The 15,143-nt window shown below is 39.8% G+C and carries 8 protein-coding genes; 7 read left to right on the forward strand and 1 reads right to left on the reverse strand.

The window, feature by feature from the left end:
• Positions 1 to 23: 23 nt before the first annotated feature.
• Both RI845_RS14480 and RI845_RS14485 read left to right on the forward strand, forming a co-directional pair.
• Positions 24 to 2,861, forward strand: coding sequence for a cadherin repeat domain-containing protein (locus tag RI845_RS14480; protein ID WP_348386879.1), 2,838 nt, complete (start codon positions 24 to 26; stop codon positions 2,859 to 2,861).
• 75 nt (positions 2,862 to 2,936) lie between these two features.
• Positions 2,937 to 5,738 carry a TonB-dependent receptor gene (locus tag RI845_RS14485; protein ID WP_348386880.1) on the forward strand — a complete coding sequence of 934 codons (2,802 nt, stop codon included), beginning with the start codon at positions 2,937 to 2,939 and terminating at the stop codon, positions 5,736 to 5,738.
• 85 nt (positions 5,739 to 5,823) lie between these two features.
• Here RI845_RS14485 and gcvA read toward each other — a convergent pair whose 3' ends face one another.
• Positions 5,824 to 6,741 carry a transcriptional regulator GcvA gene (gcvA, locus tag RI845_RS14490; protein WP_348386881.1) on the reverse strand — a complete coding sequence of 306 codons (918 nt, stop codon included), beginning with the start codon at positions 6,739 to 6,741 and terminating at the stop codon, positions 5,824 to 5,826.
• A 109-nt stretch (positions 6,742 to 6,850) separates the two neighbouring features.
• Between gcvA and RI845_RS14495 the strand changes: the two genes are divergently transcribed.
• The 5 genes from RI845_RS14495 (at position 6,851) to RI845_RS14515 (ending at position 15,136) form a co-directional block, all read left to right on the forward strand.
• Positions 6,851 to 8,818 carry a tetratricopeptide repeat-containing sulfotransferase family protein gene (locus RI845_RS14495; RefSeq protein WP_348386882.1) on the forward strand — a complete coding sequence of 656 codons (1,968 nt, stop codon included), beginning with the start codon at positions 6,851 to 6,853 and terminating at the stop codon, positions 8,816 to 8,818.
• Between the two features lie 254 nt (positions 8,819 to 9,072).
• On the forward strand, positions 9,073 to 11,445 hold the full coding sequence (locus RI845_RS14500; protein ID WP_348386883.1) for a TonB-dependent receptor: 2,373 nt from the start codon (positions 9,073 to 9,075) through the stop codon (positions 11,443 to 11,445).
• A 29-nt stretch (positions 11,446 to 11,474) separates the two neighbouring features.
• On the forward strand, positions 11,475 to 12,275 hold the full coding sequence (locus RI845_RS14505) for an SDR family oxidoreductase (RefSeq protein ID WP_348386884.1): 801 nt from the start codon (positions 11,475 to 11,477) through the stop codon (positions 12,273 to 12,275).
• A gap of 13 nt (positions 12,276 to 12,288) precedes the next feature.
• Positions 12,289 to 13,278, forward strand: a complete 990-nt coding sequence (locus RI845_RS14510) for an NADPH:quinone reductase (protein WP_348386885.1) — start codon at positions 12,289 to 12,291, stop codon at positions 13,276 to 13,278.
• 280 nt (positions 13,279 to 13,558) lie between these two features.
• A complete protein-coding gene (locus RI845_RS14515) occupies positions 13,559 to 15,136 on the forward strand; it encodes a BCCT family transporter (protein ID WP_348386886.1) in 1,578 nt (525 codons plus the stop codon).
• The last annotated feature ends 7 nt before the right edge of the window (positions 15,137 to 15,143 follow it).

Here is a 15,143-nt window from a genome sequence, read left to right on the forward strand (position 1 = left end):
ATAGTAACTGAGGCTACATAACCATGAGAACAATATTAGGAAAATATACGTGGATACTGCTCTCCAGCATTCTTCTAATCGCATGCGGAGAGGGAGGGGATGACGTTTCTTTTAATTACGACGAAGATAAAGTTATCTCTGAAAACCAATCAAATGAATATGTAGAGGAAGCTAGAGCTCCTGATGGTTTTAAAGTTATCTATTACGTGGATGCTGGTGATGGTACTCCGAGTAAATTAGAAGTTCGGGAAACATTTGGTACACGCAGTAGTGTCGAAGATCAGGCCTATGGACCAGACTTAGTAACCGGTTACAGCTGGGGTTATACCTCGGAAACTGCGCAATATTACGCAGATGCTGATAACTACGGCAGTATTCGTGGTGACGAAAGAGATACTGCAGGTAAAGGGGTTGAATATGCCTTTGAATTAGACAGTGGCAGTTATACCGTGGTGTTTGGTTTTAACGACCCTTGGGACGCAGAAGGTACTCGCCACGTTGATATTATCGCAGAAGGTAATGCTCTCGAAGAAGGCTACTTCATTGCGGTAGACAATGATTACAGACGTTTTGACAATGTCGAGGTTACTGATGGTGTTTTAGAAGTTGCGGTTCAAAGAACAGCAACAAACTCTGATGGCGACGCAGACCCACAAATATCTTGGATAGAAATTTGGGGAGAAACAGATGAAGAAACGGCTACCCCGGTGCAAAAAATATGGATATCCGGTGAATTCCAAATCAATCATTGGGAACTTAGCCAAGCACCAATCATGACAGCACAAGCCGAAGGCTGGTACGAAACTACCGTACATTTTCAACAAGCAGGTATATTTAACTTCATCGACCAGAACTTCACATGGGATTCAGAATATTATGGTGTAGACGGCGAAGGAAATGTAGTTTATTCAACAGATGGCGGCTCGATGAGCGTTGATGCTGCGGGTTATTACACGATCCGCTTTAACATCGATACATTAGAATACAGCGCTACGGGAACAGACCTATCAGCACTTTCCGCTCAAGATAATATGTACATTTGGGGTAAAGGTTTTCCACAATATCCTGATCATGATTGGTGGGATGAAAGTACGTCGTACTACGATATAGCAGACGCGATTCCTTTAGAGAAGAATTTTAATGGCATGGGGGAGCATGTATTTGGCATAGCTGATTTAGAGTTTTCAGATGCGGTTGAACTTCAGTTTGTAAACTCTACTGATGATTCGATCGCTATGCAGTGGGGCTTCAGTAGCCTCGACGCCCTAAACAACAACTCGGGCGAATTTTATTGGCACAAAACAGTTCAAGAAGACTGGCAATACCTTTCGTATAACGAAGCAGCAGGCTTATACACAGTCATTTTTGACTATGCGGCTGGTAGAGCAACATTAATTAAACAAACAACTGGTATCTATATGGTTGGCGCTGGTACTTACGGCGATTGGGACGTTTCTCAAGCTGTAGCAATGACAGCCTCAGAAGAATGGCCCGGTTGGTATTACGTTGAAATCCAATTTAGCAACGAAGACTCAGGTGATGAAGTTAAACCTTATGGTGATTATAAATTCGTAAGCGATCGTAGCTGGGATAAAGATGATTATGGATTAGTCGATGCTTCAACAAGTGACTCTGGTTTAGTCTCCGAAGGAGAAAGTTTAGATGAAATGGTAAATGGAGGTGGCGATGCCATTCCTGCCCCACCGCCAGGTTATTATGAAGTTTGGTTTGCCCCAGAATCATTAAGCTATGTACTCTATGGAATCGATTCATCATCAACCAACGTTCGAACAGAAATGTACATAGTTGGTAAAGGCTTTGTCGACTACCCGGAACTTGACTGGTCACCAGACAACGCTATTCCAATGACGAGTAATTTCCAAGATCGTGGCGAATATGTTTTTGGCTATGAATGTTTGCAGTTGAGTGACGCCGTCGATATCAAATTCCTAGGTCAACAAGCTTGGGCAGAGACAGAGACAGACTTAGACGTTGGCTTTGTCATTGGCGGAGAACAAACCGCGCCAATCATTTGGACACAAGCCGATGTTGGTGATGGCAGTGCTGACCTCAAGTTAGTTGATCAAGCGGGATTCTACAATGTAAGTTTTGACTACTTAGCTAACCGCATTAATGTAGTGCCTAATAACGCTTGTGGAGGCACCGTTCAACAATACTACTATGTTGGTCATGGTGTGCCAGGTGACTGGGATGTATCTCAAGCGGAACCTATGCTTATAGATCCCAATTGGCCAACTTGGTACTACATAGATCTGCGCTATAGTGCTGACGATTCTGATTATAAGTTTGTCAGTGAGCAAAGCTGGAATGGTGAAAACTGGGGATTAATTCCTGGCTCCGACTCAACAACTTCACTAGAAAACTCAGCTAATAGCAATGCAATTCCTGTTGCTGGCGAAGGCTACTTTAACATTTGGTTTGAACCAAGCACCGGTACATTAGACATTTACGACCTAACTACAGATACCACTTATGCTGAAATGTATATCATCGGTAAGGGATTTGTCGATTACCCAGAACACGATTGGGACCCAACCACAGCGATTGCGATGGTGGCCAATTTCCAAAGTGGCGGTGATTATGTATTTGGTCTTGAATGCCTTGAACTCGGTGCTGCCGTAGACCTTAAATTTATAAGTGAAAAGTCTTGGGATGGACTTGATGCTGGTTTCGTTAACGGTGGAGAACAAACGGCCCCCATTACTTTCGCACAGATTAAAACGGGTGATGGTTCTTCCGACCTGAAACTCGTCGACCAAGCCGGGTTCTATGACGTGAGCTTCGACTATCTGCTCAACAGAGCTAGCGTCACTTTAAATGAATCAGGTACGTGTGATTAATCACCATTCTTAACCAAGATTAAGACATAAATTAGAATCATCGAATACTAGTTCGGTGATTCATAGGAGCAAATAATGATATTTAATAAAAACAATAATAAAAGTGTTAGTAGCCTGTTTTGTTTAAGCTTACTGACAATGAGCATTAATAGTGCTTTAGCACAAGAAGCTAACGACACAGAGCCAGAAGTAAATGATGACGTTGAAGTCATTGAAGTTACTGGTTACTTAAGCAGTGTAAAAAAATCAATATTATCTAAAAAAGCTGCTGACAGTATATTAGATTCAATTGAAGCTGAAGATTTAGGTAAATTCCCTGATACTAACATAGCGGAATCACTGCAAAGAATCACCGGTGTATCAATCGATCGAAACGGTGGCGAAGGAAGTAAAGTCAGTGTTCGTGGCTTAGGTCCTGAATTTAACGTAGTTACCTTTAATAACCGAATTATGCCAAACCCTGATGGTTCGCGCTCATTTAGCTTTGATATTCTTGCCTCTGAAATGGTCTCTCGTGTCGATGTTTACAAAACCTCAAAAGCCGAGCTTTCTGACGGTGGTATTGGTGCAGTAATCGATGTAAGGAGCTTAAGGCCACTTGATTTAGATGAAGGAATTACAGGTGCAGCATCGGTTAAGGCGATGCACGACGAATTATCTGAAGAGACAGACCCACAGTTTTCTGGCGTGATCAGCTTCAAAGATGATGATGGAAATTTTGGTATCTCTGCTTCAGTTGCTTCCCATAAACGAACGGCACGCTCTGACTATATGGGTACAAGCGGTTGGTGGCCAATGGAGTACGACCTAGATGGCAATGGTGCTAAAGAGCTTGTTGCGTGGGCTCCTCAAGGTATTTCTTATGGTTTAGAAGAAGCAGATCGAGAAAGAACAAGTGGTATGGTTGTTGCGCAGTATGCACTGTCAGACGACTTAGTTTTTACCCTTGATGGTTTATATTCAGAATATGATACACAAGCGGATTATAACCAAATAGCTCATTGGTGGGGCGGTATTAATAATAACAATGCTGGTCCTGGTAGCGTTAAAATTGATGAAGAAGGTACATTAGTTTATTGGGCAGGTCACGCTGCACCAACGGAGATGGTTCATTCAACCGGTAACCGACCAACAGAAACCTATATGGTCGGATTCAATGTTGAAAAGCTCTTTGCCGATGATTCCGTATTAACATTTGACATGTCTTACGCTAAATCTCAAAACACCGCTGGTGGTACGCAAAGTTTTGCCGTAAGTGGTTTTAGAAATACCACGGAAAGCTCTAGTTTATTTCAGTTAATTCCAGGCGATACAATACCGTCACTCACCTTCCCTGTTTATGATGAAGAAACAGGCGAATACACAGGTGAATATCAACAAAACCCGGCGGCACTAACCGATCCAATGTTATTGGCTAACCATTTTATGGTGGTTGAAGGCGATGATAATGAGGACACTATTAAAGACTTAAAGCTCGACTGGACCAAGTCACTTGAGTTTGGCGTAATATCGAGTGTAAAGGTTGGCGCATTTTATCATGAAAGAGAATTCCAGCGCACAAGGTTAAGAAGTGCTGATGAAGTAAATAATGGTACTTCAACGGGTTTTGGCGATGATATTCCTGATCATATTGGTATTTTAGTTAAACCAAGTGATTTCTTATCTGGCGCTGATGGCTCATTCCCTACCGCTTGGTTAGAAACAGATAACGATGCATTACGTGCTTATTATGAATCTGACGATTTTATTAAAAATGGCGAATATTACAACCAACGAGTGGATGAAAATGGTGACCCTATTCCTAACCTTGACTACACTCCACACGTTGAATTAGCGAATAGCCCAGGGGTAAAAGAAGAAAATATCGGGCTTTATATTCAGCTTGGCCTTGAAGGTGAAATTGCATCTATGCCTTGGTCGGGCAATATCGGTGTTCGAATGGTTGAAACAGAACAAACATCGACTGGTTGGGGTGAAGAAATCATTAGTATTACGCCTAACCCAGACGACCCGACAGTGAGCATACTAGAGACTACTGAAGCGAAACCACTTGAAGTAGTGAATGAATACGAAGAAGTGTTGCCTTCAATGAATTTAAAACTAGAGGTTAGAGAAGATGTTGATGTGCGATTATCTTTGTCAAAAACTATTACTCGACCTGAGCTAAACAAAATTGGCGTTGATGTAGGCTATAATACCAGACCAACCCAAGGCGGTTTCTTCGGTGCATCTGGTGGTAACCCTTACTTAGAACCTTATACAGCAACCAATTTCGACATTGCAGCAAACTGGTATATCAATGAGTCATCTTATCTAGGTGTCACCTACATGCACAAAGATATCGAAGACTTTATAGTTACCGCGGAAAAAGAAACCGTTATCTCAGGCTATGACTTTCTTGAAACCAGGCCATTTAACTTAGATGATGCATCAATTTCGTCGGTAGAAGTAGCAACCAACATAGTGTTTGATTTTTTACCTGGCGCATTTAGTGGCTTAGGCGTGCAGATGAATTACACCTTTGTTGATGATGATGACGCTTTTGTCGAGACAGATTCATATAGTTTCGGTATTGATGGTTTATCTGATACTGGTAACTTTATTCTTTTCTATGAATATGAAGCCGTGCAAATTCGTGCTTCATATAACTGGCGTGAAAAATACCTTTGGGGCTTTGAATATGAAGAATACACAACTGACTATGGCCAATGGGATGCCAGTGCAAGTTTTGATATAAATGAGAACTTTTCGATTTTTGCTGAAGGGGTTAACTTAACGGAAGAATCGGTCAGTAATTATCAAGGTTCGGAAAATCGTATAATCGACTACACCTATTATGGCAGAAGGTTTTCGCTTGGTGTACGAGCCTCATTCTAAGAACCTTATTTAATAACCAATAACAAAAGGAGCATCATTTAACAATGATGCTCCTTTTTATTTTAAAACAATTATTATTTAGCTATTATTCAGCTCTCAAACTAGCAAGTTCTGGTGAAGATTCAATTTGTTCAACTAACCACTCTTTAAAAATCTTTACCTTTTTTAAGTGGGATCTTTCTTTTCTACAAACAAAGTACCAACTATCTGGGTGTTTACAGCGGAGCTCTGGAAATGGCTCTATCAACATATTGTTGGTAAGTTCATTAGATACGTAAGGTTGCATTCCCATTGCTATTCCTAGCCCTTGTAATGCTGTTGTTAGAGCATGATCATAACTGTCAAACCTTAAACCTGCATCAGGTTCAACCCCTTGAACACCAGCTTGCTTTAACCATAATGACCAGTCAATACTTGAAGGGTAAACTTGCAGTATCGGTGCATCAGATAAATTTTCAGCAGTAGATAAGGTTGGAAAATTATCTAAAAATGATGGTGAACAAACAGGGAACAGTTCAGAGGTAAACAGATAACTAAATTCCAGCTCACTATTTGTTTTAGAGCCAATTTTGATACACGCATCAACATCACTATGATCAAAATCAACATCTTCATAAGAAGTATGAATACGAACATTAATTTCAGGATGCTGTTTATTAAATTTATTTAGCTTTGGAATTAACCAGCGAATAGCAATTGTTGAATAAAGTTGAATGGTTAGGGTATTACTGTCCTGAGGTTTCAATAAAGCTGAGGTGCCATCAGCGATACGTTCAAATGCATCTCGAAGTATTGGATAGTACTTTTTTCCTGCTTCAGTAAGCTCAATTGTACGAGTTTTTCGGTGAAAAACCTCTATATTCAAATAAGATTCTAATTGTTTAATTTGATGACTTATTGCCGAAACCGACACACATAATTCATCTGCAGCACCATTAAAGGAGCCATTTCTGGCAGCCGCTTCAAAGCATTTGAGCGAGTTTAGCGGCGGCATCTTTCTCATCTTTCAATATCCTTTGTTGAAAATAACTAAACGATTAGTTCATTAATTCAGTTTGTCAAATCAACATAACACTGTCAATATATTAAATAAAAACAAAGGGTAAGGCACAATGACTGACCATAAGCTGTTGAATTTAATTCAAAATGCTCAACAACAATTAGCGAAAAGCAATTACCATCAGGCATTAAAGCTGAGTCAGGATCTTTTAAACTTAAACCAAGATATATTTGATGGTTGGTTGATCAAAGCCATTGCATGTCAAAGCTTGTCACGGTTTTCAGAAGCATTAGAATCAATAAACCAAACCCTACAGATGAACCCAAAATTTGAAATGGGTTATTTGATTAAAGTGCAAGTGTTAAGGGCCTTAAAGCATAATAAACAAGCAATAAAAACCTGTGAATTTGGTCTAAAAACATTTAGAGCTAACGCTCAACTGTGGTTAGAATACAGTGAATTACTTTATGCAATAGCTGATAAACACAGTGCTGACAATGCGTTTAAACAGCATTTAATCTTCAGTGCAAGTAGCCCTAATTTACAACAAGCGTTAAGAGCATTTTTTAATAAAGACTTTTTTAATAGCGAAAAAGAAGTACGACAACATTTGAAACGTTTTCCATCCGATGCAAGTGCAATCAGGCTACTCGGTGAGGTAGCATTGAACTTAGGTGTTTATGAAGATGCGCAAAATTTATTTGAAAAATCGTTACAGCTTGCGCCAAATTATCACTTGGCAAGGCTCAATTATGCGCACACGTTAAATAAGCGAGAACAAAATAAGCTTGCCTTGGCGCAGATCAAACTGCTTGAAACGCATCAGCCAAACCACCCTCCTGTTCTTATTGTAAAAGCAGCAGTGTTAGTCAAACTAGGTCATTATCAACAAGCAATTGAGTTGTATCAGCACTTGTTGAAGCGACAAACAAACCAGGCCGAGTTATGGGCATCATTAGGCCACACATACAAAACCACTGGAGAAACAAGTAAAGCCATTGCCGCCTATATAAAAGCCACCGAGATCAACCCACAATACGGTGATGCTTATTGGAGTTTGGCAAATATGAAAACCTATGAGTTTACTGAAACTCAATTTAAACAAATGTCATTAGCCTACGAAGAACTAAAAGATAAGAAAGATGAAAACTTAACTCAAATTTGTTTCGCCCTAGGTAAGGCGTATGAAATTGCTAAAGAATTTGATCAATCTTTTTATTTCTATTCATTAGGAAATAATATCAAAAAACAAATAGAGCCATACTCTACTATTGACACTGAACAGCTTGTGGCCCGTAACAAACAATTTTTTGCAAACTTTAAACCCAAACATAAGTTTTCAAACAGCAATACGCCAGTCCCTATTTTTATCGTCGGATTACCCCGCTCTGGATCTACCCTACTTGAGCAAATATTATCTTCTCATAGTGCTATAGATGGTACTAAAGAGCTACCAGACATAATGGCTATCGCACGGAGATTAGGAAACAGAAAGAAAAAACAAGACAAGGATCTTTACCCTCATTCATTAGCAAACCTAACTGCTGAACAAGTTAAGGAGTTAGGCAATAGCTACTTAACCGCAAGTGAACATTTACGAAATGGTGCGCCATTCTTTATTGATAAAATGCCAAACAATTTTCTTCATATAGGATTGATCAAGACTATTTTACCGCAAGCAAAAATTATTGATGCTCGTCGCATTCCTGTTGCAAGCGGCTTTAGCTGCTTTAAACAACTCTTTGCTGTTGGCCAAAGCTTTAGCAACGATATTAATGATATTAAGCATTATTACCAAAACTATTTAGCGTTAATGTCATTTTGGCAGCAAACTTTTCCAGATGATATATACACAGTGAATTACGAAAATGTAGTAAACAATATTGAATCAGAAGTAAGGCAATTATTAACTTTTCTAAATTTAGATTTTGAAGAAAGTTGTTTATCCTTTTATAAAAATAAACGAGCTGTTGCTACCGCGAGCGCCGAACAAGTTCGTCAACCCATTAACAATAAAGGCTTAAATGCTTGGCAAGCTTACAGTAAACATTTAGAACCTCTAATTGAAATTAGCAGCTGATACCAATCCAAATAACGATCTGTTCATTGAGTAACTCATATATGAGTTACCCTTCGGCATGTATCCCCCCCAAAAAAAAGATAGTTTAGAAAATCTAAACATCCGTCAAATATTAATCGTTTGTAGCTTACTCCTTATCAGCCTAGGCTAGATAAAACTTTGTAAACAATGACTATTTTATTGGCTAACTTAGGTTTGTTGCTGTAGCCAAATAATAATAAAAATAATTTGTTATACCAACAATGGGAAGCAGCATGAAAGTAGAAAATAATAACAACAATATTTCATTAATATCTTGCGCAGTACGCAAGGCATTACTCGTACCAGTATTAACAAGTAGTGTCGCAGCAACTGTGTTTGTCTCACCTTTTTCTTTAGCTGAAGAAGCAACAAAAGAAGGAATTGAAGTCATTGAGGTGACTTCTCGTAAGCGCGTTGAAAATATTCAACATGTTCCTTCGAGTGTGCAAGCACTGTCTAGTAAAGATATTGAAGAACAAGGCATTACAAATTTTGAGGATTATGCACTGTTACTGCCTAGCCTATCATTTAATAGTGCGGGCCCTGGTTTAGCACAGGTATATATGCGTGGTGCCGCTGATGGTGGAGATGGAAATGCTTCCGGCTCTCAGCCAAGCGTTGCTATTTATCTAGATGAACAACCTGTCACTGCCATTGGCAGAAACTTAGATTTACATGTTTACGATATTGAAAGAATAGAAGCCCTTGCCGGCCCTCAAAGTACGTTATTCGGTGCCAGCTCTCAATCAGGAACTTTGCGTATTATCACCAACAAGCCTGATACAGAAGCATTTGAAGGTGGCGTTAGTGTAGATTTAAGTACGACTAACGAAGGCGAGCCCAACAATACATTTGAAGGTTTTGTAAATATTCCTGTTAGTGAGGACACCGCGATCCGACTTGTCGGTTGGAGTAAACATGATGGCGGATACATTGACAATATCGCCGGCACTCATACTTCAGCATTATTTACCAATGGTGGTGAATCATCGTTAGTAGAAAATAATAATGACGCTCATGTCGAAGAGGACTTTAATACTCTAGATAATACTGGCTTTCGCGCAGGGGTAAAAACACAAATCAGTGATAATTGGGATGCCTTGTTAACAACAATATATCAAAAACAAGAAACCAATGGTGTCTGGTACCATGATCCTGATGCGCCTAACGGTGAAGTTGGTGATTTAGAGGTTCAGCGTTTTAACCCAGAAGAAATGGACGATGAATTTACCCAAGCATCTGTAACAATCACCGGTGACTTAGGTGATGCTGAGCTTGTTTACGCCGGCTCATTTATGGAGCGCAACGTTGAATTTCATAATGATTACTCGGATTATACTGATTATTACTCAACCAGCTGGATCCAATATTATGGCTGTGAGTATTATGGCAGCGCGACCGAAGATTGTACCAATATGATGATCGCCTATAACGATGATAACGAATATAAGCGCGATACCCATGAGTTACGTTTACAAAGTACTGGTGACAGTTCAATACAGTATACTTTAGGTCTTTATCAAGAATCTTCTAGCCATGATTATCGTCAAGAATGGGTTATGGAGGGGCTTGCTAAAGGTCCTGATTTTGAACAGTTTGGTGAACCCGATTTATGGTACTTAACAGATCAAAATCGTGATGACGACCAAAGCGCTGTTTTTGGTGAACTAACGTATCAAGTCAATGATAAATTAGCCCTCACCTTAGGTGGCCGTTATTATTCTAACGAAAGCTCACTATCGGGCACATCGGGATACGGTGTTATTGCCCCAGGTTTCCCTATTATTGATGTTGACACCAGTGTCGATGATAGCGGTTCCATTTTTAAAGCCAATGCAAGCTATCAGCTAACTGATAATCGATTAGTTTATTTAACCTGGTCTGAAGGGTATCGCCCTGGTGGCATCAATCGCGATGAAACAGAAGTTGTACCTCGTACTTATAAAGCTGACTTTGTTGAAAATATGGAGTTTGGTTGGAAAATAATGTCTGAGGATCAAGATTTAAGATTCAACGGTGCTATTTATTCAATGAGTTGGGATGATATGCAGCTTACCCGTTATGACGCCTCTTTTGGTTCACCTGTGGGTTTAACAATCAATGTTAGTGAAGCGTCAATTACAGGCATCGAGTCCGATCTTACCTATATGCTGACATCCAATTTTAAACTCAGTGCTGCAGCTAGTTATAACCAAGCGGAATTATCTAAGGATTTAAGCGTTGGCAGCAAGTTTGCGCCAGACGGTACCGAGCTACCTAACGTACCAGAGTTTAAAGGTAATATCTCAGCCCGTTACTATCAGCCAATTTTTAGTTATGAAGGTTTTATTCAAGCGACATACTCCTATGTGGGAGAGCGCCAAAGTGACATTTTCAAACACTCAGGTGGTGACTTAGAAACAGATCAAAGAGAGGAACTTGCTTCTTATAGTATTGCCAATATATCGGCTGGAATTGAAGCCGACTCATGGACAGCAACGATTTATGTGAACAATCTAACTGACGAACGAGCTGAACTATCTAAAGGCACAGCAAGCTGGGACTCAACCATAACAGTTAATAGACCACGCACAATTGGTGTGTCATTAAGCTATCTTTTTGATTAATTTAATCGTTTTTTAACGAAGGGACAATAATGACAAAACCCATTATCACATTAGACGATAACTTTGTTGCCTTAATATCTGCCGGTGCCAGTGGCATCGGTAAGGTCATCGCTGAAAGCTTGATAGCCCTAGGCGCTAAGGTGCATATCTGTGATGTTAGTGAAACAGCAATTGCAGAGTTTATACGCTTGAACCCAACTGCTTCAGCAACACTTTGCGATGTATCTAATTTCGAGCAAGTAGAACAGGTATTTCGAGACCTTAAAAGTAAATACAATAAGCTTGATCTATTGGTAAATAACGCAGGAATTGCCGGACCTACAGATAAAGTAGAAAATATTGATCCACAAGAGTGGTGCAATACAATTAACATTGATTTAAACGCGCATTTTTATTTTGCTAAGCTTGCTATTCCGCTTTTAAGGACGAATAACAAAGGTGGCAGCATTATCAATATTTCTTCAAATGCAGCTTTTTTTGGTTTCCCGTTAAGGTCTCCTTATACGGCTTCAAAATGGGCGCTAATTGGATTAACAAAAACTTGGGCGATGGAACTTGGCCCTGATAACATCCGTGTGAACGCTCTTTGTCCAGGTAGTGTTAATGGTGACAGAATCAATGGTGTCATTGAGCGAGATGCTAAAGAGCGTGGTGTCAGCACGGAAGAAATAACAAATATCTATAAGATACAAAGCTCAATGAGACTCTTTGTTGACCCTGAAGACATCGCCAATATGGCCTGTTTTCTTGCCTCGCCACTTGGTGCAAGTATATCAGGACAAGCCATCGGTTTAGATGGACACACAGAAAGTCTCTCAAATAATTTATAACTATGGAGTATTTATGAAAGCTGTTTGGTTTGAAAACTTTGGTTCACCAAGCGACACGCTTATTTTTGGCGACCTTGCCAAGCCACAAGTGGCTGCTGGCGAAGTGTTAGTGAAAATGATGACGACAGGCATTAACCCATCAGATACCAAAAAACGTGCGGGTGCATTTCCTAATCTCTTAGATGCTGGTTTGGTAATACCACATAGCGATGGTGCAGGAGTTATTGAAGCTGTTGGTGAAGGTGTCGACTCGGCGCGAATAGGTGAGCGTGTTTGGGTATATCAAGCTCAATATGGTCGTCGTTTTGGGACCGCAGCACAGTACGTTGCAATTGACTCTTGCAGAGCTCCGGTACTGCCAGATGAAGCATCTTTTGAAGTAGGTGCAGTATTGGGTATTCCTGTCATGACAGCACATCGTTGTGTTTTCGCTGATGGTAGTGTCTGTGGTAAAACGGTGCTGATCACTGGCGGTGCTGGCCGTGTTGGCTTCTATGCTATTCAATGGGCAAAACGAGGCGGCGCAAAAGTGATAGCCACAGCGAGTAATGAAGCTGACCAAAAACTTTGCAAAGAATTAGGTGCGCAGCATGTTGTTAACCATAGAGAAGCCAACTGGGCTGAACAAATTCTTTCTCTTACTGGTGGTGATAAGGTTGATCGAGTGGTCGACGTTGAGTTTGGACAAAACTTACCACAAGTGCTCAAATGCCTGAACATTGGTGGCGTAATTGCAACCTACTCTTCAACCGTAGTGCCTGAGCCTAAATTGCCATTTAAAGACATGATGTTCATGGATATCACCCTTAGGATGGTTATTGTTTATGCAATGCCAGAACAGGCAAAATTGGATGCTATTGCAGATATTGAGCAAGTTCTAAAAAACAACTCTTTTTCTCATAGAATTGCTCATGCACTGCCATTTAATGAAATGGCAAAGTCACATCAACTTATTGAACAAGGTGGTTTTGGTGGTTGTGTAGTAGTAAACATCAATAACTAAGTTTAATTCTAACAAGTATGGGGTTAATCCCCATACAAAATAGCTTAGCTGCGCCTTTGTATAAGACATGCTCATCTGGTAATGTAAAAGTTACATTAATACTTTATTTATCAACACATTACCTTAAAGGGTTACATTGAAATCCTATAATGGCACTGAGGCCCTTATATTTGTTCAATGCTCCCCTTGGTTAAAAAGCAACCAAGCAGAATAATAAACAATATGTAAGTCACTTTGACCACATATTAGCAACGCTAAAATATCTACTAGGATAATAATAATGACAACCAGTAGTACCAAGCTTGATCGACCTATGTTCACTACAACCCTGTTGGTAATATTGGCGGTGACAATTCCTATTATCATGTTTAGTGATTCTGCAGGCCCCTACATAACTGATTTATACAATACTATTACTAGCCATTTGGGCTGGATTTATCAATGGTATGCAGTTTTTGCACTTGGTTTTCTGTTATGGCTTGCCTTTAGCAAGTATGGAAAAATCACATTATCCAGCGACGATCAACCTGCTGAATTTAAAACATTAACTTGGATCACAATGATTTTTTGTGCCGGGGTTGGAGCAGGTTTATTGTATTGGGCCGTTATTGAGTGGTCTTATTATTTAAAAACACCACCTTTAGGTATTGAAGCAGGCACCAGTAAAGCAAAGGAATGGGCAACTACCTTTCCACTATTTCACTGGGGAATAAGTGCTTGGGCCATTTATTGTTTACCCGCGGTTGCCATTGCCTACCCATTTTATGTACGTAAAGTGCCATTTTTAAGGTTAAGTACGTCTTGTAATCATTTTTATAGCCCTAAACAGGCCGCAGAATCTGGCGGTAAATTAGGCCGCTTTATTGACCTGTTTTATATGTTGAGCTTAATAGGAGGTGCAGGTACATCCTTAGGTTTATCAACACCAATGATTGCCGCTAGTATTGCCGAATTATTCAATACCAGCCACACCTTAATCCTTGAGTTGTCTGTGGTATTTTTCTGTGTGGCAATTTTTGGTGCCAGTGCATTTTTAGGTCTGGAAAAAGGCTTTAAAAAATTATCTGAATTCAATCTTATCATCACTTTTGCTTTATTATTTTTTATCTTAGCAGCTGGCCCTACGTTATTTATTCTAAAAGCAGGCACTAATAGTATTGGTTTGGTGTTACAAAACTTTTTCCAAATGAGCTTATGGACAGATCCAATCAACAATACTGGCTTTGTCGAAAGCTGGACAGTGTTTTACTGGGCTTGGTGGGTAGCATATGGGCCATTTGTTGGGTTATTTGTTACCCGAATATCACGCGGTAGAACAATTAAGCAACTTATTTTGGGTATGTTGTGTTTTGGTAGTCTTGGTGCTTGGATGTTTTTTATCGTTTTTGGAAATTATGCGATGAATCTTGAGATTTCTCAGTTGTTGAACATAGCTGAAATAATCAAACAATCCGGCGAAGCTACAGCTATTACGCAAATTATAATGACTCTACCTTTTGGTAAATTTCCTGTGCTGATGTTTGCCATTATTGCCATAGTATTTTTAGCTACTACCTATGACTCTGCATCCTATACGCTTGCATCCGTAACAACTCGCAACCTAAAAGAAGGCGACCACCCAGAACGTTGGAATCGACTATTTTGGGCGATTGCCCTAGCAATTGTGCCTGTTGCATTAATGTATGTTGATGGTGGTTTAAAGGTCATTTTATCAACAACAATCATTGTATCGCTGCCATTGATAATAATTGGTGGGTTTATGTCGTATTCATTAACTCAAATGTTGAAAAACGATCATGCATCTAGGGTTTCAGTTAGTCATAAACAATCTGATCAAATAAAGCATATAAGTGAGTGAACTTAAC

This window comes from Thalassotalea nanhaiensis, from assembly GCF_031583575.1.
Classification (GTDB): Bacteria; Pseudomonadota; Gammaproteobacteria; order Enterobacterales; family Alteromonadaceae; genus Thalassotalea_A; species Thalassotalea_A nanhaiensis.